The sequence below is a fragment of the Dysgonomonas gadei ATCC BAA-286 genome, from assembly GCF_000213555.1.
In the GTDB taxonomy this organism is placed as follows: Bacteria; Bacteroidota; Bacteroidia; order Bacteroidales; family Dysgonomonadaceae; genus Dysgonomonas; species Dysgonomonas gadei.
In genome coordinates, this window is record NZ_GL891990.1 from 60,214 (window position 1) to 80,958 (window position 20,745).

Sequence of the window (20,745 nt, forward strand, 5' to 3'; positions counted from 1 at the left end):
CTTTTTGTATATCTGGATAATTTTCTTTCCTCTTATTTTGCTCCTCCTGCTTTCATCAGATTAGCTTCTTCAATATATTTATCCGCTTCCATTGCAACTGGTGAATTCATATATTGATTTTTGATCGTAGTAAACGTTTCAACTACTTTGTCGTAGTTACCTTGGTTGCGGTATATAAGCCCCGCCTTCTTATATAAGATCGGGCTTTGTGACGGATTGTCAACACCTTTAGCCGCTTTCACATAATAAGAAACAGCATCGTTTTCTTTTCCGGTGTTGCTAAGGCAGTCTCCAATAGTTCCATTTACTAATTGAGACAATACTTTGTCACCTCCGCTAAATCCTTTCAAATGATCCAAAGCCTTATCGTATTGGCCCATATTAGCATAACAGATGCCGGCATATAATTTTGCAAGATTTCCGGCATCGGTAGAACCATAGTCGCTGATGATAGATTCAAAACCTACATATCCGTTTGCATCACCATAGATAGCAAGGGAATCTTGTCCGTTTCTGTAATATTGCTCACCTTTGAATAAAGCAACCTGTGCTTCTACATTCTTTGGCCCGAGATAGAAATGCCGGAATGCCAGATAGCCACTGACAACTACCACAACAATACCAATTCCGATCAATATCTGTTTCTGATATTTTTCGATAAAATTTTCAGATTTATGAACAGCACTGTCGATTTTTTCCCAGTCCTTCTCTTCCTGTATTTCAGCTTGTTTCTTTTTAGAAGACATTGTATTATTAGTTATATATTTTAATATTCAGAATTAGCAGCGACAAAAATAGGGGTTTTATCCTTATAAATAAAATCCTGACTGTATTTTTTTTACTCAGTATAGAATTTTACGAGTTGCAGTATAGCTCTTTGACATACAGGACAGAAGTCTTTGCATGTATTTGTCTTCATCCGGCAATCGATAGCGGGACGATAAATACCCTTTGCCGAATAACCGGCACCTTCGAATACTCCTACACTAAATTTATCTGCAAGATCGGTGTTTGTGGGTACCGGAGTCTGAGGCACAAGCATATCCTGCCACTTTAGGGTAAAGTCAACCAACGTGGTAATATTCGGCTCCCATGGCTCTACAGAATGAAGGTATGTATTATCCAGTACATCGCTCTCATAAAAATACTCATCAGCCAAACCTGCAAAGCTATGCCCGAATTCATGGACTACAACAGGTTTGAAGGCAGCATGGCCGGTGGTCGTCAGTGTGTATGCGTTAAATATTCCTCCGCCTCCATACACATCTGTATTTGCTAATATAATAATATGTGCATATGGTATCCCGGCAATGGCATCATGTATATCTTTTACATGAGATGTCGTCAGATAGCGGTCGGAATAGAATGTATCGAAATGGGAACTGAAGGCGGTCCTGCTCCAGTTGTTTTCACGCGGTACACTTACGCCTGAATCCTCTGAAATTGTTTCTACCGCATAAAAATTGAACTTATCTTTCAGTTGATTGAACGGGCTATGATTGAATATTTGTTCACAGGTAATCTGTGCATGCTCTCTGAATTTTGCCATTTCAGAAGCTGTATATCCTTCTGCGAGAATAACTACATTCACACATTTATTAACCGAATCGCCCCTATGTACCGTTGTATAGGCCGGAATGTTCTTCAATCCTTTTTTCTTTATCAGAATATCATCCGGATTTACATCGTGCCTGATCGCAGTCTTGTATATGCCAAACTTGTCTCTCAGTTTTATCTCCACTGATATCTTCCCTTTAGGATAAGGTATAAGGAATGAGTTTTCGAAACTTTTTCTAACCTCCTTAGCCTCAGGTGTAGTCTGCCATTCTGAAAACAGGGTACTGAAAGCATCGGTATAGATACATGTCCCGGTTTTTGCATCTGTCACCCATATTTGTCCGTTACCTTTACGGAGTAGCTGTGAGAGGTTATGTCTGCGCCCTGCCCAGTGAGGCAACTGGTTCAACTGGTCGAGAGCCACAACCTGAGATTCATCATTTCCGGAAAAAATATAATCGATACGCAACGCTTTATCGACGAAATAATCTTCGAAGTTCTGAGCCTGTGATTTTGTTATTGAAAAGAAGAGCGCGAGGGCAAGTAAAAAATATTTCATAGAAAGATTCGTTTAATAAGGAACAAAGATAGTAAGAGCTTGTTTAAATTTTACCAAAATATTTTATTATAACTCTTTTTTCGTTCATTTTCAGTCTCTTTTTATCTGATTTTTCCCCTTTCTTCAGCTTGAATAGCCCGCTATTCGCACTTCAGAAAAGAAAAAATCATTCTAAAAATAGTTCTGAAAATCGGAACGAATAAAATTTAAACAAGCTCTAAATATATACATAAATATCCGGACTCCGGGCAATAAGATTGATCGTGAATATTCAGTCTGAATACAAAAATTTATACTTTTTTTGTTTTTTCGTATTCTGCTTTCATGTTTAATTGATTAGCTTTGCATCCGAATATATAAGCATGAGGTTTTGTAGATGAGAAAAGTTCGCATCTTAGCATACATTTTTCTATGTATATTGTTCTCTGTGCCTTTTTGGGGTGCACAATATGCCTATACTAAGCATCGTGCTATAAATTCAATATATAGCAACGACACCCTGCCCCGTGTGAAGGGTGATTCCCTCCTGAAGAATGATTCCCTGAAGCTCCGCAACGACTCTTTACTACAAGACTCTACCGCACAAAAAAAGAATGCGCTGGATGCCGTAGTGGACTATACCGCCAATGACTCCGTAGTACTTATGGCTAGTAATTGGGGCTATTTATATGGTGCAGCAGAAGTAAAATATACCGAAATAACACTAAAAGGTGAAAAGTTGTCCATGAACATGGATAGTAGTCTGGTATATGCCACATACGGACTGGATTCGGTAGGGAAAGAATTCGGCTATCCTGTCTTTTCTGATGGAGGCACGGATTATGAGTCGAAAGATATGAAGTATAACTTCAAAACAAAAAAAGGATATATCACCAATGTTATTACCACTCAGGGAGAGGGTTATGTAATAGCGGGAAGAGCTAAGAAGCAGGAGGACAACTCTTTCTTTATGCTCGACGGTAAATACACGACCTGCGACGACCACGAACATCCGCATTTCTATCTGGCACTGACAAAAGCAAAGGTCAAACCGAAAAAGAATGTAGTAACAGGACCTGCTTATCTCGTTATTGAAGGATTACCCCTGCCTCTGGGACTTCCTTTCGGGTTCTTCCCTTTTTCCGACAAATATTCATCGGGGGTTATCATGCCATCATACGGAGACGAGATGGACAGAGGATTCAACTTGCATGACGGAGGATACTACTTCGCCATTAATGACAATATAGATCTTGCCCTCACGGGAGATATTTACACAAAAGGTTCATGGGCGCTCAAAGCACGTTCATCATACCGTAAACGTTATAAATATTCCGGCTCGTTCGACTTCAATTACCTGTACAACAAATATGGGGAAAAGGATGTAGACCAGTCTATAAGCAAAGACCTCGCCATCAACTGGACACACTCCCAAGACCCTAAAGCGAATATGTTCAGGACGCTTTCTGCAAGTGTGAACTTTGCAACAAGCTCTTATAATAACAACAGTCTCGATAATCGGTATACCCGGCAAGGTACAAGTAACACGAAAGGTTCGAGTGTCAACCTGACTCAGAAGATACCAAATTCGGCGTGGAGCATATCAGCCTCTATGAATGTGGCACAGCGTAGCCAGGACTCGTCCATCTCCATGACTTTGCCGAACCTGACCGTAACAATGAGCCGTGTAGCACCGTTCAAAAGAAAAGAAGCGGCGGGAGCAGAACGTTGGTATGAGAAGATACAACTAAGTTATACCGGAGATTTCAGGAACAGTATAGATACGAAAGAAAACCTCCTGTTGAAATCCAACTTACAGAAAGACTGGAAAAATGCGATGAAACATACTATTCCGGTTTCCGCGACATTCAGCGCTTTCAATTATCTGAATATCACACCATCTATAAATTATACGGAACGTTGGTATACCAGTAAGATACAAAAACAATGGAATCCCCAGACAAACACACATATGAGTATGCGGGGCGATACCACATATTCATTCAAGCGTGTCTATGATTTCAATGCAGCACTGAGTTTCCAGACTAAATTATACGGAGAATATATCCCTGTCTTTTCCAAAACGACACGAATCCGCCACGTATTTACTCCCAGTATCAGCCTGAGTTATGCTCCCGACTTCAGCGACCCTATGTTCGGATTCTACGAAAGATATAAATATATCGACTCGAAAGGGCAGCAGATGGAATATGTATATTCCCCTTATTCACAGGGAATGTTCGGTACAGCTCCGATGGGTGCTTCGGGAATGGTTTCATTCAACTTTGAAAATAATCTGGAAATGAAAGTCGCGTCCGAAAAAGATTCGACCGGATACAAAAAGATAAGCCTGATAGACAATCTCAGCATCAATTTCAGCAACAATATGATGGCCGACTCCCTCAAATGGAGCGACATCGCTGTAAATGCCCGTTTCAAATTCAGCAAATCATTTGTAGTAAATATAGGCGCCGCTTTCGATCCGTATATGTATGGATTGGACCAATATGGAAGCCCTACAAAGGTTGACAAGCTGCGTATCAGCCACGGTAAGGGTATAGGGCGACTGAAAAGTACGGGATATTCCATATCCCCATCCATCAACCAGGACACCTTTAAAAAGCTGTTTGGTAAAGATGTAGAGAAAGAAGGCGGCAAAAAAGAAGGCAGTCAGACGGATACGGACAACCCTGAAGGTGAAGCCGGAGAACAGAAAAAGGGTAGCCTGCTGGAAAAAAAGAAAGATGATAATCAATATGATGAAGACGGCTATGTGAAAAATGATATTAAATGGAACCTGGCCTTCAACTTCTCCATGAACTATAACTATGGGGATTTTGATTATGATAAGATGGAATACAAAGGCCGCCTGACCAAGAACTTCGGATTAAGCGGAAGCATACAACCTACAAAAAACTGGAATTTCAATTTCAACACCAGTTACGATTTCGATGCTAAAAAAATCGCATATATGAGCTGTAACCTTACCCGCAACCTCCATTGCTGGTCAATCACCGCCAGCTTCAACCCTGTGGGCGCCTATAAATCATATTATGTGTCGTTAAGGGCAAGCTCATCCCTATTGCAGGATTTGAAATATGAGCAAAGAGGCCGTTCGTCCAGTTACGATCCTAACTGGGATTAATCCGGTCTATCGCCTGTCAACTATTTTTGCTGACGGGTGTTTAATTTAAAACCTTAATTTATTAATAGACATGAAAAGAATAAGCTGCTACTCTATTATCCTATTTTCTATATTGATTTTTATCAGTGCCTGTAGTGAGTCGAATCTTCATTTTCTGAAAGACGAAAAGTACAGAAAAGAAGTACACGAGCAATTCCTTAAACGAAAAGAACTGGCTGCCGGTCGTAGCGAGCAACTATTCTCTGTTCTCGATAGACCAGATTTGCCTGTAGAGAAACGAGAAGCATTGGAATTTCTGTATGCTTATATGCCGCTTTCCGATTTGGCTGACTATGACGGCGATTTTTTTCTCGGACAAGTAGATGCGGCATTCAATGCCCGTGACTATTTTGATTGGGGAAAGAAAATACCAGATGATATTTTCCGCCATTTTGTACTGGTTTACCGGGTAAACAATGAAAATCTGGATACTGCACGCCAGGTCTTTTTCGAAGAATTAAAAGACCGGGTGAAAAACCTGACAATGGAACAAGCAGTACTCGAAGTCAATCACTGGTGCCACGAAAAAGTAACATACAGAGGAACGGACGGACGCACGTCTTCCCCTTTGGCTTTAGCTAAAACCTCCTGGGGGCGTTGTGGGGAAGAGTCTACATTTACTACAGCAGCCTTACGGGCTGTAGGTATTCCTGCCCGTCAATGTTATACCCCACGATGGGTACACACCGATGATAACCACGCTTGGGTTGAAGCATGGGTAGACGGGAAATGGCACTATATCGGCGCTTGTGAACCCGAACCCGAACTCGATGTGGCATGGTTTTCCGCGCCTGTAAAGCGGGCAATGATGGTACATACCAATGTTTTCGGATTATACAATGGCCCTGAAGAAAAAAATGTACAAACGGGTCTGTATTCCGTGATTAATCTGTTAGGTAACTATACTGCTACCCGTGATGTAAAAGTAAAGGTGGTGGACGAAGCAGGCAAGCCTGTACCCGGAGCAACGGTGAACTTTAATGTATATAACTATGCTGAATTTTATCCTGTTGCTAAAAGTATAACAAAAGAGGACGGTAGTGCGTCCATTGTTTCCGGTATGGGGGATATACTTGTGTGGGCAAATAAAGATGACATATATGGCTATGCAAAATCGACACCGGATGGCGGGGAATTAACAGTTACCCTAAAAGAAAAACAAGGCGGGGAATTCGAAGAGTCCATCATTATGGAAGCCCCGGCCGAACAATCAGTAAAAGAATTGTCAGCTGAAAAGATTGCCGGGAATGCGAAACGTCTTGCCCATGAAGATTCTATCCGTAATGGGTATATGAATACATTTATAAATGAGGCTGACGCTCGTAAATTTGCCGGAGAGAATAATCTGAATGCTGACAAAACGTGGGAGTATTTATCTAAATCGCAAGGGAACTGGCAGGAGATATCCGCATTCCTTAAATCTCAAAGCGGCAACGGATACTTATACCCGTTCATAGAATCATTAAAAGACAAAGACTTGCGTGATACTCCAGCCGGATATTTGTCAGATCATCTGATCGTCAATGGCTCCTGGCCGGGAGGAATACCTGACTTCCATAAGCGTTATGCACAATATATATTATCACCACGCATCGGTCTGGAACTAATCCGCCCGTGGCGCGGCTACTTCAAAAAGGTGCTGACTGAGGATTTTATCAATAAATCACGCTCCGATATACAGACTGTCGTAGATTTTGTCCGAACCAATATAAAAGTGGATGATGAACAAAACTACTTCAAATGTCCTGTCTCACCTCAAGGAGTGTACGAGCTAAAGGTTTCTGATAAGCACTCGAGAGATATATTCTTTGTCGCCTTATGTCGTTCGATGGATATACTGACACGTATAGACCCGGCTACCAGCCGTCCCCAATATCTCAGGGCAGAAGATAATCTGTGGACAGATGTATTTTTTGAAGAACAAGCCGCAGAAAAGCCTAAAGCGACTATAACATTCACTAGTGCAAAGGGTAATATAGTGAAACCGGGATACTATACTCATTTTACAATCGCCCGTTTCGATAATGGGAATTTTGTCACACTCGACTATGAGAACGAGATAAAGAGCCTGCCTGCAAAAATATCCGTTGACGAAGGGTATTACCGTATAATGACAGGCAGCAGGGGGAATGATGGTTCTGTAACCATTGACACACGCTATATAGAAGTGAAAGGAAAGGAATCCAGATCCATAGAAATCAAATTACCTAAAGTAGAAGGACGCATTCAGGTGCAAGGTATCGTAGATCCGAATACTATAGTCACATTGAATGACGGCAGCAAAAAAACATTGAAAGAGCTGACCAACAAAAAAGGTTTGGTTATCTGCTTCGCCGATCCTGACAAAGAACCGACCAAGCATATTCTTCAGGATCTGCCGGCCGTGCAGCAGGCTATTGAGGACTGGAACGGAGGATTATTATTTGCAGTGCCTGACGATAAACTGAGCAAAGCATTTGATGCCTCTGTGTTTAAAGGCTTACCTAAACAATCGTTGTGGATGACTGATAATAACCGCGTATTGCTTAATGCTGTCGCGGGAGCTTTGCAAATAGATTTCTCGAACAATTTTCCTTTGACTGTTTATTTGTCTACAAACGGAGGCATATTATATTCGTCGCAAGGTTACCGTATTGGCATCGGAGAAAATATACTTAAAACAATAGAAGAAGAAAAAGCAACGAAAAAATAGCTTTAGGAAGAAGCAATTATAACCATAACGGCCATTATTTTTATGGCCGTTATGGTTATAATTATGATATGAATGTTGGCTCTGGTCAACCTTTATTATTCAGCTTATAGCTTAGCGCCCCCGAAGGACATTTATTTATCTGAGCAATTAATTGTTCTGTAGTCGCATTTCCCGGTTTTACCCAAGGTCTGTCTTTAGGATTATATACTTCAGGCAGCATTTTCACACAAACACCTGCATGCTGACAAAGCTCAGGTTGCCAAACAATGGTAAGTTCACCATTGGTGTATTCAATTTTCTTTTCCATGTTTTTAGTTTTGTATATTTAGTAGATCTTATAGTTTCCTCTGTTACACGTTGATCCCTTTCATCACAATACGTCTCCAGTCCTGGTGCTTTTTGATATATCCTGCCACAAAAGGACAAAGGGGGATAAGGCGCAACCCATTCTTTTCTATATCTGTAAGTACTTTTTCGACAAGCTGGCTGCCAATACCCTGCCCTTCGAGAACAACAGGAACTTCAGTATGAGTCAGGTATATTTCCCCGTTATTTGTTTTTATATATTCTATCTTAGCAAGATATTTACCTACATGAAACTCATATTGATTCTCATCTGTATTGTTGATTAATTCGTAATTTTCCATTGCAGAATAAGTTTTTTAGTTTGTATTTTATTAATAAACGTCCTGTAGTTGCATATTGTTTATTCCTTTATTTTCTTATGACCTTTCTTTTTCGAATCAATAACTTCATGAATGCTGATAAACACAAATATAGATACAGACAATGCATTGCAGACGATAAGATTTAGATAAGAACTAAACAGAATAAGGACACCTAAAGCCACAATCGCTACAATATGAGACTTTGCTATAATCCTGCATGTAAACCATTTATATACCATATTCGCAATCAGATAGATGATCGGTCCCACAATCACGACAAATACGGCAGATGCAGTCATATGCCCCAACGGATGATTGACCACCAATTCATCACCCACGGCACATAATATCAATGCACCTACTAAGATAACATGTATCGAGTGATATTTCAAACCCAGCAAGCCAGGATTATCCACTTTCATTATTTTTTCCGCTCCGGCTTCGCTGCTTGTATCGAAATAAATCCACCACATAGCCAGGCTACTGACGAATGATATAAGTGCTGCCAAAACAACAGGAGCTGTCCATACTTCGATTTCACTTAATGAAGCGCCTGACATTAAAATTGTTTCCCCAAAGGCAATGATAACAAACAACTGACTTCTTTCGGCCAGATGATGTCCGTCTATTGTCCAGTCTTTGGCCGAATCTGACCGTCCCAAAAACGGGAGGTAAAAGCCGAACATAGGTGCGGTATAGTCACACAGGACAGCTATCGCCCATAATAACAGGCGCATATCTCCTTCCTGAAATGTGCCGATGATCCAAAAGATTGCCGATATGATAAACCAGCCGAATATACGGGTGTAATTTGGTGTTAATTGATGCTTCCTGCCCAGCATAAATAGAATGGATGCTGTACGTCCGACCTGAATGGCCACATAGCAAAAGGCAAATATCCATCCCCTTTCGCCAAAAGCCTCCGGAATGGCTGCCGCAACCAGTAGCCCGATCATCATCAGCACAAATAAGATGCCCCTTATACTGCGGATATTCGGATCGAACCAGTTTGTCATCCATGTGGTATGCTGCCAGCCGAGCCATACGGCAAACCAGAGTACGGCGCTTTGCAAAAAGCCTGTCCAGTTCAGATGATGCAAAAAGTAATGAGACAACTGTGTGACGGCAAATACATATATCAGGTCGAACAGCAACTCGGAGAAAGACACGGTAGCAATTCCTTCTCCGCGCTTGCGCAGGAGGGAATGTGAGGTATGTGAAGAATGAGCCATAAGTTAATATTATTTATCGGACCGGTTATGTTATTAACGGTTTGATCTATGCTTTGTTCAAAGAAGACAAGATATGAAAAAGACAGGCTATTTTAGCCTGTCTTCTCCTATATATTTTCATATTTTCATTCCATATCTAAGCCATAATTCCGCCCTTTTTCGGTGGCGGGCACTCCCGTCTTCATCCATACAGGCATCGGGGCGCCTTTCAGGTAATGATCGAAAAATTGTTGTAAACGTATGCTCAGGTCTTTGGTATTTCTCCGCTCTTTCAGATTGTGTGCTTCATTATTGTATTGAAGCATCCATACCGGTTTCTGTAAACGGCGGAGAGCCATAAAATATTCGATACCCTGATACCACGGCACAGCGCCGTCTTTATCGTTATGCATGATAAGCAAAGGAGTCTGTACTTTATCGGCAAAGAAAACCGGAGAATTTTCCTTATACAGTTCCGGAGCCTCCCACATAGTAGCACCGATACGTGATTGTGTCTGCTCATACTGAAACTGGCGGCTCATTCCCGTATCCCAACGGATACCACCATATGCACTGAACATATTGGATACCGGTGCTCCGGCTCCCGCAGCTTTAAACATATTGGTACGGGTAATCAGGTAAGCTGTCTGGTAGCCACCCCAGCTTTGTCCTTGTATAGCCATATTGTCTTTATCTACCCATGGGTTCTCAGCCAGTTTCTGCGCACCGGAAACGATAGCGTTATAGGCGCTCTCGCCGGGATGTCCTGTTGTGTATACTATGTCGGGTGTAAATACAATATAACCCCTGCTGCAATAAAACGGGATATTGATAATGGAACGGCTGGGCGCAGGTGGAAAATACTGATAAAGATTATCTGTATGCTGCTCATAGAAATAAATCATTACAGGATATTTCTTTGCCGGATCAAAATCTTCGGGCTTATATACAATACCCTGTGTTGTCTTGCCATCAAACATGGTCCACGACATTAATTCTGCCGTACCCCAGTTGTATTCTTTCATCTGTGGATTGATATCCGACAGTTTAGCATCTGTCTTCCATAGATCGGTAGTTACATATAAATCCGGAGACGTGTTGAAATTGCTTTTTGTAAAACAATATACATCCTTATCTTTCGCCTTTACCGGCGTAGTATATGTATATTTACCCATTATCAGAGGAACTGCTTTCGATTTATTCCATTCATAAAATCCGGCTTCCTTACTGGTCTCATCAAAAGCAGAGAGTAATAATTTTTCATCGGGTTTTATAAAGCGGCTCTCCGGGTCAGTCTTAATATACCGGAGTACGGTTTTCTTTTCACGCCCAATACCCTTCGTCAGATTTTCCGGTTTCTTTACTCCATCAGGGTCAAGCTTCCATATATCATATCTGTCATAAACCAGAACGGCAGCATCATTTTCCATCCAAGCAGCAGGACCGTATGGATAAGGCTGTATCGGTGTATCTGTTTTTTCGTCCCAGAAATTTACGTCAAGGCCATCAGTCAGACATACTTCTTTTCCTGTTTTTGAGGAATAAGCATAGTATTTTTTATCTTGGGGAGTATACCATAACAGATAATTGCCTTGGGGAGAGAAGTAAATTCGTCCTTCTAAGCCCGTTCTTATTTGCTTCTTTGTATTATTCTCCAGATCGAAGAGCCAGATATCATTTCTCGATCCTGCCCAAAGATCCCATTGCTGCTCAATTTCATATTTGAGGTCAGAAACTCCCAATGCATATTTTCCGTTATTCTCTCCTGAGATATTTACTTCGGGAATATCTTCGGTTGCCAACTGATAAAACTTATTATTGTTTAAATCTATATATGAGAGATAAGTTTGTTTGTTTTTCTTTTCCAGTTGAATCAGCTGCATGGGCTGTATCTGTGGTTCCTGCCAATGCCAAAGGTCGAGTTGAGCCTTTTCAAAATCAGGTATAGTTGTATCTTTTGGTAATTTTACGGGTGCGGTACCTAGCAGCAAGCGCTTTTCATCTTTACTGAAAACAGGCGAATAATTTTCACTCACACTCCATTTATCAGGCATTCCTGATGTACTTTTATCTGCCATAAGCATGGCTGAATCGAGTGTAGCATCGAAATAAAACAGACCATACTGTTTGATTTCTTTCTTGATACTATCGGCTGTAGCAAGGAAGGTTAGTTTACTTCCGGACTCCGATAATGCAACATTTTTATATGTTGTTTTTCCTGTCGAAACTGTTCTCTGATCCAGAGTACTCAGGTTGATGAATAATACTCCCGGTTTATTCACTGTATCTTTGGCATTCGGTTTCAGTATTGTTGCAAGACTTTTACCGTTGCGGCTGAATACATATTCGGTCGCATGTTTGATTGTATCTTCTTTTGCCGAATAAAGATTACGGAAGATAAGCGAATATGCCTTTACGTCTTTCTTGTCCTTTACTTTTATCGTGTCGTCCAATGTGTAGGCAATATAGTCGGAATAATCTTTTCCCAGCTTATAACTCTTCACATTCGGTATCTTAGATAGTGTAAATTTATCGAGGGATATTATTGCCAGCGAATCCTTAGGCAATTTCTCATCGGCCGTTTTCTTTATTTTTGCCTGACGGGTTACAGCATAAGGCGCTTTTATCTGAGCTACTACATACTTTTGGTCTGGAGTAATCGTATATGTATAACCGCGGGGAAGGATAAGCTCCTTTTGGCTTTTCAGGTTCCGGATTAGGAGATAATCATCTCCCTCCTGTTCCTTTACTATGGCAACGCTATACTTTCCGTCATTCGTTATTTCGATATTGGAAAGGCTCTTCCATGTATCGTAAACAGAATGGTCCAACACTTTCTTCTGCGCCATTCCCGGCATTGCTGCCAATAGTGCAATGCACAGAACAGCACTTATCCGATATGCTTTCCTGATCATAATTAAGGTCTTTTGAGGTTATAATTGTGAAATGAAAAAGAAACCTTTTCAGGCTTCTTCTCCATATTCCATTAAATATGCTTTGATGAAATCGTCCAGGTCACCATCCATTACAGCATTGACATTGGATGTCTGGTAGTTTGTACGGTGATCTTTCACGCGGCGGTCGTCGAATACATAGCTTCGGATTTGTGAACCCCATTCTATCTTTTTCTTACCGGCCTCTATCTTCGACTGTTCGCGACTACGTCTTTCCAGTTCCATTTCGTATAGCTGCGATTTCAGCAAACGGATCGCATTATCCTTGTTTCCGAACTGGGAACGGCTTTCTGTATTCTCTATTACGATTTCTTTCTCTTCTCCTGTCTCAGGATCTTTGTATTTGTAGTGCAGGCGAACCCCGGTCTCTACTTTATTTACATTCTGACCTCCGGCTCCACTGGAACGGAACGTATCCCATGTAATGTCGGACTGGTTTACTTCGATCTCGATAGTATCGTCGACTAAGGGTACTACATAGACCGAAGCAAATGAGGTCATACGTTTGCCCTGAGCGTTATATGGCGATACACGAACAAGACGGTGCACGCCGTTCTCCGATTTCAGATAACCATACGCATACTCGCCTTCGACCTGTAATGTAGCTGTTTTAATACCGGCTTCATCTCCATCCTGCCAATGGGTGATGGTTGTTTTGTAACCTCTGGCATCACACCATCGCTGGTACATGCGAAAGAGCATCGACGCCCAATCCTGTCCTTCGGTACCTCCGGCTCCACTGTTTACTTTCAATACTGCGCCGAGTTTATCTTCTTCGCGGCGAAGCATATTTTTCAGTTCCAGATTTTCGACAAGCTTTACGGCATTCTCATATGCTGCGTCTACTTCTTCTTCGGAAGTAACGCCTTCTTTCTGGAAATCAAATGCTAACTGTAATTCTTCGGCAGCACCTTTTACTTCTTCGTATCCTTCTATCCAACCTTTGAGTCCACGGATAATCTTCATTTGGGCTTCCGCAGTCTTTGCATCGTCCCAAAAACCGGGTGCATGTGTTCTTAATTCTTCTTCTTCTAGTTGTATTTTCTTTGCATCGACGTCAAAGATGCCTCCTCAACGCGTCCTCGCGTTCCAACACTTCTTTGAGTTGGTCTGATGTAATCATAAGTTACCTTTTAAGTTATTACTAAATTGAGATGCAAAGGTAAAAATAAGTTGTAAGTTACGGGTTATAAGTTATAAGTATTTTGTAATGTGATAAAATAGTGTGTGTGTTTCTTTTTGATAATGGAAGGAGGTAATAGGTATTACAGGCTGAGAGCCTGTGCGATCAGTCGAGTCATGAAGAATCTGTACTGAATAAATATGGAAAAACGAATGGCTTTTCCTCTAGTTTATATAACTTTATAATTAAAACTAATAATAATGAGATATTTATTTTTATTGCTGATTTTAGCCTTGTTATGTTGCTCAAATACACAGACGGGACGTCTTCGCGAGCGGGGGGTATCTTGTCTACTTGTAATCCCCCGCTTTTTATTATCATAAGCTCTTTAACGGATTATAAATCCTGATAGTAGAAATTTTCGGATTGCAAATCCGAAAGGACGAAGGCAGGGCTTTTTATCAAAACCAAATATCTTTATCTATACAAGAAACTAATTATTAAACATTAATATTTAAGTATCTTATGAAGTATAAAGAAAAGATCGCAACAGAGATTATCCGGATGATAGAGCAGGACTTGTGCAGCATATCAGAAATCTGCAAATCATTTAAAATCAGCCGTAAAACATTTTACGAATGGAAAAAAGAAAAGCCCGGGTTTAAAGAAGCAGTAGAAGAAGCCATCGACCACCGGGAAGACGTGATGATAGCCTCGGCACGTATCGGACTGAAACAACTGCTCGAGGGCTACGTGCAGAAAAAAGAGAAGGTCACCTATGTCCCCGATAAGAACGATCCGCTGAACGATGTGGAGAAATGCCGTGTGGTGGAAAAGAAATTCTGTCCGCCGAGTATCCGTGCGATAAAGTATGTACTCGACCGGGAGGAAAGGAAAAAAGACAAAGACCGGTTACTTGCATCGGAGCGCCGTCCGCTGGTCATCGAAGTACAGGATGAAGAAACCAAACGGCAACTGATGATTTTACAGGAGAATGGCTTCCGTTCGGGCGGCTCGCTCAATGCGGAGGTAGTGGCGGCCGTGGACAGGAAACTGGAAGAAGAACTAAAAGTGAAAAGTGAAGAATTAAAAGTGAAAAATGGGCAAGATAAAGTCAAGGAAGAGTCAGCTGTTGCTCAACAATCTGACGCTCCGGTGGAGAAGTCCAAGGTGAATCTTTATCCGTTTCTGCCTCCGGGATACACATCGAGGACAGATTGAGGAAGTAGTAAGTAATGAGTAATAAGTTAAAAGTTATATGAGATACGGGGGTAGACAAGACACGAGATACAAGTTGCTAACTGATAACAATTGAATGAAAAACCTGTTACCTTTTATTTTTAACCACGGAGTAAACGGAGTAACACGGAGTTTTTTATAAACAGGATACCCTGCTCTGCTCAACACGATAAGCTAATTATTAATTTTTCATTCTTCATTCTTAATTGTTTTCCCTGTTACCTTTGTTACTTTTTTACTCTTCGGGAGATGATTAATTTTTTATGTAACAGAAACAGTGTAACTTTGAGGAGATAACTTGAGAGAACAAAATATGCAGGAAAATAATATTATAGCAGCAATATCCACTCCGGCCGGTGTGGGAGGTATAGCCATTATTCGTTTATCCGGGAAAGGGTGTATTGAGTTGACAGAGTTCGTTTTCAAGCCACTTGGAAATAAAAAACTTGGAGAGCAAAAGGCAAATACAATCCATTTCGGGTACATAATAAAGGATAGTACTGTATTGGATGAGGTGCTGATTAGTGTTTTCAAAGCACCGCATTCGTTTACCGGTGAAGATGTTGTAGAAATCTCCTGTCATGGTTCTGTTTATATACAGCAAAATATTTTGCAGTTGTTGATATCCAAAGGTGCTGCTTTGGCTCAACCCGGAGAATTTACACAACGGGCCTTTCTGAATGGTAAGATGGATCTGTCGCAAGCTGAGTCTGTCGCAGACCTGATTGCATCGTCGTCGGCTGCCACGCACAGACTGGCTATGAACCAAATGCGCGGAGGATTTAGTAATAAATTAATTGAGCTGCGTACTGAGCTCCTGAATTTTGCATCCCTGATCGAACTGGAGCTTGACTTCTCGGAGGAAGATGTTGAATTTGCGAACAGGGAGCGACTAAAAGAAACGGCTTATGATATTGAACTGCATATAAGGAAACTGGCAGAATCTTTCGAATTGGGAAATGCTGTGAAGAATGGTATTCCTGTAGCTATCATAGGTGAGACGAATGCGGGAAAGTCAACTCTTTTGAATCTGTTGTTACATGAAGAGAAAGCAATTGTTTCGGATATACATGGTACAACCCGTGATGTGATAGAGGATACTATTAATATACAAGGGCTGACATTCCGCCTGATCGATACCGCCGGGATACGTGATACAACTGACGAGATAGAGAGTATCGGGATAGAACGTACATTCAAAAAGATAGAGCAAGCCAATATTATACTGTGGATAACGGATGTAGGAACAGCGGATGAGCATATCCGGGATTTGGCTGAAAAGATATTACCTGCTATAAAGAATCAGAAGTTGATTTTGGTGTTCAATAAGGTTGACATGATTTCTGCCGAGAGAAAAGATAATAAAGAGAGACTACTTAAGGAAGAGATTCCGGATCGTATTTTCATTTCAGCAAAATATGAACAGGGAACGAATGACTTGGAGAGCTTGCTTGTGAAAGCGGCTAATATCCCGGAAATAGGAGAGCAGGATATTATTGTAACTAATATGCGCCATTATGCAGCGTTGGAGAATGCATTAACTGCTATAAAGAGAGTAGGGGAAGGGCTGGAGTTACATCTATCCGGGGATTTTTTATCTCAGGATATTCGGGAATGTATGCATTATCTGGGTGAGATAACTGGACAGATATCTACTGATGAGATATTGGGGAATATATTTGGTAAGTTTTGTATCGGAAAATGATAAGTGATCAATATTAATCGAAAATAATTATCAATCATCACAAAGTCACCATTTTATGGTGGCTTTTCTTTTTCTCTATTCTATCTTTGCTAATCAATAATTATAGTTGTTTTGATGATATTTATGTCATTTTTGTACCGATCATCGGAAAAATTGCACTCTCGTTTGGATTAATAACACAGATTATGCATATTTGCAACATAAAGCAACGTTGTGAGACAAAGTGCAACATGAGGCAACAGATTTTAGCGAAGTTAGAGGATAGAATTATGAGTAATAAATTAGAGATCATAAAAAAATGTGAGTACTGCGGAAAAAGATTCGTAGCACAGAGAACTACGACCCGGTATTGTTCTCACCAATGTAACTCGAGGGCTTATAAAGAAGATAAGAAGAAGAGAAAGGTGGTAGGTCTCAATTATGCTGTTATGCAGGAGATAGAACGGATCAGTGAACGCTTCGAAGAAATTCAGGATAAAGAGTTTCTGTCAGTGGTAGAAACAGCTTTTCTATTAAGTATTGAGAGGACCACTGTTTATCGCTATCTACATCGCGGACAATTAAAAGGAATCCGGATGGATGGCAAAACTTTTATTCGTCGTTCAGATATTGATGCGATGTTTGATAATGCCGAAAAATACGAGTCAAAGGCCAGGCCGAGTGTCGAAGCAAAACCGCTCACCGAATTCTATACAGTAGCTGAGATCAAAGAAAAATTCAATATTAAAGAATCCTGGCTATTCAAAGTAGCCAGAGAGAATGATATACCTAAAACTCTGATTCGGGGAAAATCCTATTTTAGCAAGAAGCACATTGATAAATATTTTGAAAAGAAAGGCATTAATGATTATCAGGATATTAGAGAATGGTACACAGTTGCGGATATTATGGAAAAGTATGGGTTGACTCTCAATGCAATATACAGCTTTGTCTCAGAGAATCAAATACCCAAGAAGAAGGATGGGCGAATGGTTTTATACTCCAAACATGATTTCGATGTAGCAAAGGGATATGAAAAACCCAAGGAGCCTGAATATTATTCAGTAGAAGAAGCTATGGAAAAATACAATCTGACTCGTGATGCACTATACCATTATATAAAGTATCATGATATACCCAAAATGAAAGATGGTCGATACATTAAGATATCGAAGCCTGAACTCGACAAATTGTTTAACCCTCAAATAACACAATAATATGGCAACACTGACGAGAGTTCATCTCAGACAACGAGATGTAACAAGAGGAAGGATAAGCCTCTATTTAGACTACTACCCTGCAATTCGTGATACTCACTCCATGAAGATGACACGGCGTGAGTATTTGGGTATTTACATTTATGCAAAGCCTAGAAATGAATTCGAAAAAGAATTCAACAACGAAATGTTGATGAAAGCTGAAGCCATCAGAAGTATAAGGGTACAATCCATCATTAATGAGGAATTTGGATTTTTAGATAAGAATAAAGCGAAGGCGGATTTTCTTATTTACTTCAAAACGAAGGCGGAAAAGAAGGATCAGAAATGGATGAAAGTGTATCTACATTTTTCTAACTTCGTCAAAGGCAAATGTACTTTCGGACAAGTAACTGTAGATCTATGCAATCGGTTTAGAGATTATCTACAGGATGCAAGGCAATTGAAAAACAAGAATTATCGGATATCGCAGAATTCAGCATCCGGATATTTCTCTACTTTCAGAGGATTATTGAAGGTAGCCTATAAAGAGAAGTTTTTTAGAGAGAATCTGAATGACTTTCTTGATTCAATAGAAACAACTGACGTAAAGAAAGAATACCTTACTCTAGATGAAGTCAAGTTGCTAGCCAACACCCCATGCGATGATTACCCGATATTGAAAACTGCTTCTTTGTTCTCCTGCATGACCGGATTGCGAATCAGTGATATATTGAAACTCGATTGGAAAGAAATAGAGCCGGCTTCGGATGGAGGTTATTGCATGCGATTGCGAACTGAAAAGACTGAAACAGAAACAACCTTGCCGATTAGTGATGAGGCTTTGGATTTATGTGGCAAACGAGGAAAAGGAAAAGTCTTTAGAGGTCTACAACGAAGCATGACTCAGCAACCTTTAAAAGCATGGGTTGCCAGTGCGGGGATAACAAAACACATTACATTCCACACAGCAAGACACAAAAGAAAGTCTTATAGACTATTAATCAACAAATTGCGCATGTGCTATTTTTCAATAGGTAACGATCTAGAAACCAACTTGGTTCTTAGATATGCTTAATTCCCTTACTATTAAAGAGCGACTTAACTTAGCGTGAAAATACTAAATAATCCTTATATTGCCAATATTCTCAAATTTATTTATCTGATTTATTGTATTTATTAATTTCTTGCTATAAAATTTTATAGCTAATGATAATTCAAATTCAATACCCAAAAGAGCTTGTACGGAATATTTACCCTTGAATTAATAAAAATATATGAATAGGGGTTTGATGTCGTTTGATATAAATATAATAAATGTTTGCTAAACGAACTGGTAATTTCCAAAAATAGAGACAACTGTTCAATGTCTGTGTTATCACTGTATAATGTGTTTTTAGGATATTCCAATATTTCGGAGCATGATATTCCATTATTTCCAGGACAGGACAAAAAACTAAAATGGGAAATAGCAAAGATTAAATTATGAGATTTAGGTATGCTTAAAGTTGATTGTTAAAAATGACGGTAACTTCATGTTGGGTGTTTCTATCTTTGTGCAGTATAATGATAAAATCCAATTTGGATATCTAAAAACTAACATGGATAAAATTGTATTTTTTTTGTGTTAATATAAAAATAAATATCTACCTTTGCCAATAGCTTATTTTATAAGTGAATTTTTACAGTAATAAAATGAAGAAGGTTATATCAATATTTCTGTTGCTATTAATGCTGATCATTGGAGCTCATCCTGTGATAGCTATGCATTATTGTGCAGGAGAATTATATTCCTTTGGAGTTTTGGACAATGAAATAGAGAAGTCCTGCTGTGAAGATATGGAAATGCCACAACAGGATGACAATGCCTGCCATACTACTTCAAACACACAGGAGGATAACATAATGCCATCCCATGAAAATTGCTGTGACATTCAAAAGGTTGAACTCTCAACGGACGACTATCAGCATCAGGTTCAGCAATTTAACCTAAGCAATATATTGCCGTCATATGAAAATGTATGGTTGGCTCTTAATTTGCTTATACCAACAGAGAATGAGGGTGTAACTAAAACCAGTCAATACTTTCCGCCAGGAGGTTTTAGTTTACACAACATAGACCTTCTGACCTATATTTGCATCTACCGTATTTGATTTGATAAATCCGTGGCTACCCTGCCATTGGTTTGAATTTTGTGTATATCCAAAACCGGATGTACGTTAAATTGTTTAAATCTAAAAACAAAGATTTACAAATGTTTATCAAATCAAAGAACAATGAAACCATTTTATTTTCTGATTGGTATAGCTATGTCCACCGGCTATATCACAGGACGTCCCGTATATACTCATTATAATACGGAGACAGTTCCGATTGATTCAACAGTCTCTCAACCCTCATCCCCTCAATACACCCTTGTCAAACATCTGATAGAGGATAAATCTGCTATTATACTTGATGTTCGTACAGAACAAGAGTATAATGAAGGTCATATAAGAAATTCTATTAATATTCCGCTGGACAAATTAAATGATTCTGTTTTTTCCCTACAAAAGAAAGAAGCTATTGTTATAGTTTGCCGTAGTGGTAAAAGAAGTAAAGAAGCTAAAACATTTTTAACACATCAGGGGTTTATAAATGTATATGACGGAGGAAAATGGGAAAACCTTAATATATTATTGACGGATAAATAAAAATA

The 20,745-nt window shown here is 39.9% G+C and carries 15 protein-coding genes; 8 read left to right on the plus strand and 7 right to left on the minus strand.

What is annotated here, in order from left to right; genetic code table 11:
- Positions 1 to 32: 32 nt before the first annotated feature.
- Positions 33 to 746 (minus strand): tetratricopeptide repeat protein, encoded by a 714-nt coding sequence (locus tag HMPREF9455_RS18110; protein WP_006801196.1) that lies wholly within the window; start codon positions 744 to 746, stop codon positions 33 to 35.
- A gap of 92 nt (positions 747 to 838) precedes the next feature.
- Complete coding sequence (locus tag HMPREF9455_RS18115; protein ID WP_006801197.1) at positions 839 to 2,116, minus strand: M64 family metallopeptidase; 1,278 nt, start codon at positions 2,114 to 2,116, stop codon at positions 839 to 841.
- 376 nt (positions 2,117 to 2,492) lie between these two features.
- Between HMPREF9455_RS18115 and HMPREF9455_RS18120 the strand changes: the two genes are divergently transcribed.
- Together HMPREF9455_RS18120 and HMPREF9455_RS18125 are read left to right on the plus strand one after the other, a co-directional pair.
- Entirely contained in the window at positions 2,493 to 5,240 is a 2,748-nt protein-coding gene (locus HMPREF9455_RS18120; protein WP_006801198.1) for a putative LPS assembly protein LptD, read from the plus strand.
- Between the two features lie 70 nt (positions 5,241 to 5,310).
- Positions 5,311 to 7,971 (plus strand): transglutaminase domain-containing protein, encoded by a 2,661-nt coding sequence (locus HMPREF9455_RS18125; protein ID WP_006801199.1) that lies wholly within the window; start codon positions 5,311 to 5,313, stop codon positions 7,969 to 7,971.
- An 85-nt stretch (positions 7,972 to 8,056) separates the two neighbouring features.
- Here HMPREF9455_RS18125 and HMPREF9455_RS18130 read toward each other — a convergent pair whose 3' ends face one another.
- From HMPREF9455_RS18130 to prfB, 5 genes are all read right to left on the minus strand, one after another.
- Positions 8,057 to 8,278 (minus strand): (4Fe-4S)-binding protein, encoded by a 222-nt coding sequence (locus tag HMPREF9455_RS18130; protein WP_006801200.1) that lies wholly within the window; start codon positions 8,276 to 8,278, stop codon positions 8,057 to 8,059.
- Positions 8,279 to 8,321: 43 nt separating this feature from the next.
- Positions 8,322 to 8,618: a GNAT family N-acetyltransferase gene (locus tag HMPREF9455_RS18135; RefSeq protein WP_006801201.1), complete on the minus strand. Its 297-nt coding sequence runs from the start codon at positions 8,616 to 8,618 to the stop codon at positions 8,322 to 8,324.
- A gap of 59 nt (positions 8,619 to 8,677) precedes the next feature.
- Positions 8,678 to 9,871, minus strand: coding sequence for a low temperature requirement protein A (locus HMPREF9455_RS18140; RefSeq protein WP_006801202.1), 1,194 nt, complete (start codon positions 9,869 to 9,871; stop codon positions 8,678 to 8,680).
- 125 nt (positions 9,872 to 9,996) lie between these two features.
- Positions 9,997 to 12,765: a S9 family peptidase gene (locus HMPREF9455_RS18145; protein ID WP_006801203.1), complete on the minus strand. Its 2,769-nt coding sequence runs from the start codon at positions 12,763 to 12,765 to the stop codon at positions 9,997 to 9,999.
- A 48-nt stretch (positions 12,766 to 12,813) separates the two neighbouring features.
- Positions 12,814 to 13,927, minus strand: a protein-coding gene (gene prfB, locus HMPREF9455_RS18150) for a peptide chain release factor 2 (protein ID WP_185095965.1) whose coding sequence is annotated in 2 segments (ribosomal slippage) — positions 12,814 to 13,863 and positions 13,865 to 13,927 — 1,113 coding nt in all. Because the reading frame shifts where the segments join, the coding sequence is not laid out codon by codon here.
- A gap of 525 nt (positions 13,928 to 14,452) precedes the next feature.
- On the opposite strand from prfB, the gene HMPREF9455_RS18155 reads away from it, so the two are divergent.
- From HMPREF9455_RS18155 to HMPREF9455_RS18180, 6 genes are all read left to right on the plus strand, one after another.
- Positions 14,453 to 15,148: a helix-turn-helix domain-containing protein gene (locus HMPREF9455_RS18155; protein ID WP_006801206.1), complete on the plus strand. Its 696-nt coding sequence runs from the start codon at positions 14,453 to 14,455 to the stop codon at positions 15,146 to 15,148.
- A 331-nt stretch (positions 15,149 to 15,479) separates the two neighbouring features.
- Positions 15,480 to 16,871 carry a tRNA uridine-5-carboxymethylaminomethyl(34) synthesis GTPase MnmE gene (gene mnmE / locus HMPREF9455_RS18160; protein WP_006801207.1) on the plus strand — a complete coding sequence of 464 codons (1,392 nt, stop codon included), beginning with the start codon at positions 15,480 to 15,482 and terminating at the stop codon, positions 16,869 to 16,871.
- A gap of 269 nt (positions 16,872 to 17,140) precedes the next feature.
- Positions 17,141 to 18,067, plus strand: coding sequence for a helix-turn-helix domain-containing protein (locus tag HMPREF9455_RS18165; protein WP_044216727.1), 927 nt, complete (start codon positions 17,141 to 17,143; stop codon positions 18,065 to 18,067).
- Position 18,068: 1 nt separating this feature from the next.
- Positions 18,069 to 19,124 (plus strand): site-specific integrase, encoded by a 1,056-nt coding sequence (locus HMPREF9455_RS18170; protein ID WP_006801209.1) that lies wholly within the window; start codon positions 18,069 to 18,071, stop codon positions 19,122 to 19,124.
- 617 nt (positions 19,125 to 19,741) lie between these two features.
- Positions 19,742 to 20,200 (plus strand): HYC_CC_PP family protein, encoded by a 459-nt coding sequence (locus HMPREF9455_RS18175; RefSeq protein WP_006801210.1) that lies wholly within the window; start codon positions 19,742 to 19,744, stop codon positions 20,198 to 20,200.
- 123 nt (positions 20,201 to 20,323) lie between these two features.
- Positions 20,324 to 20,740: a rhodanese-like domain-containing protein gene (locus HMPREF9455_RS18180; protein ID WP_006801211.1), complete on the plus strand. Its 417-nt coding sequence runs from the start codon at positions 20,324 to 20,326 to the stop codon at positions 20,738 to 20,740.
- Positions 20,741 to 20,745: the final 5 nt, after the last annotated feature.

Coding starts and splice junctions, on each gene's coding strand:
- HMPREF9455_RS18145 (WP_006801203.1), bottom strand. CDS start 12,765: ATGATCAGGAAAGCATATCGGATAAGTGCTGTTCTGTGCATTGCACTA.
- HMPREF9455_RS18140 (WP_006801202.1), bottom strand. CDS start 9,871: ATGGCTCATTCTTCACATACCTCACATTCCCTCCTGCGCAAGCGCGGA.
- HMPREF9455_RS18110 (WP_006801196.1), bottom strand. CDS start 746: ATGTCTTCTAAAAAGAAACAAGCTGAAATACAGGAAGAGAAGGACTGG.
- HMPREF9455_RS18175 (WP_006801210.1), top strand. CDS start 19,742: ATGAAGAAGGTTATATCAATATTTCTGTTGCTATTAATGCTGATCATT.
- mnmE (WP_006801207.1), top strand. CDS start 15,480: ATGCAGGAAAATAATATTATAGCAGCAATATCCACTCCGGCCGGTGTG.
- HMPREF9455_RS18130 (WP_006801200.1), bottom strand. CDS start 8,278: ATGGAAAAGAAAATTGAATACACCAATGGTGAACTTACCATTGTTTGG.
- HMPREF9455_RS18165 (WP_044216727.1), top strand. CDS start 17,141: ATGAGTAATAAATTAGAGATCATAAAAAAATGTGAGTACTGCGGAAAA.
- HMPREF9455_RS18180 (WP_006801211.1), top strand. CDS start 20,324: ATGAAACCATTTTATTTTCTGATTGGTATAGCTATGTCCACCGGCTAT.
- HMPREF9455_RS18125 (WP_006801199.1), top strand. CDS start 5,311: ATGAAAAGAATAAGCTGCTACTCTATTATCCTATTTTCTATATTGATT.
- HMPREF9455_RS18135 (WP_006801201.1), bottom strand. CDS start 8,618: ATGGAAAATTACGAATTAATCAACAATACAGATGAGAATCAATATGAG.
- HMPREF9455_RS18155 (WP_006801206.1), top strand. CDS start 14,453: ATGAAGTATAAAGAAAAGATCGCAACAGAGATTATCCGGATGATAGAG.
- HMPREF9455_RS18170 (WP_006801209.1), top strand. CDS start 18,069: ATGGCAACACTGACGAGAGTTCATCTCAGACAACGAGATGTAACAAGA.
- HMPREF9455_RS18115 (WP_006801197.1), bottom strand. CDS start 2,116: ATGAAATATTTTTTACTTGCCCTCGCGCTCTTCTTTTCAATAACAAAA.
- HMPREF9455_RS18120 (WP_006801198.1), top strand. CDS start 2,493: ATGAGAAAAGTTCGCATCTTAGCATACATTTTTCTATGTATATTGTTC.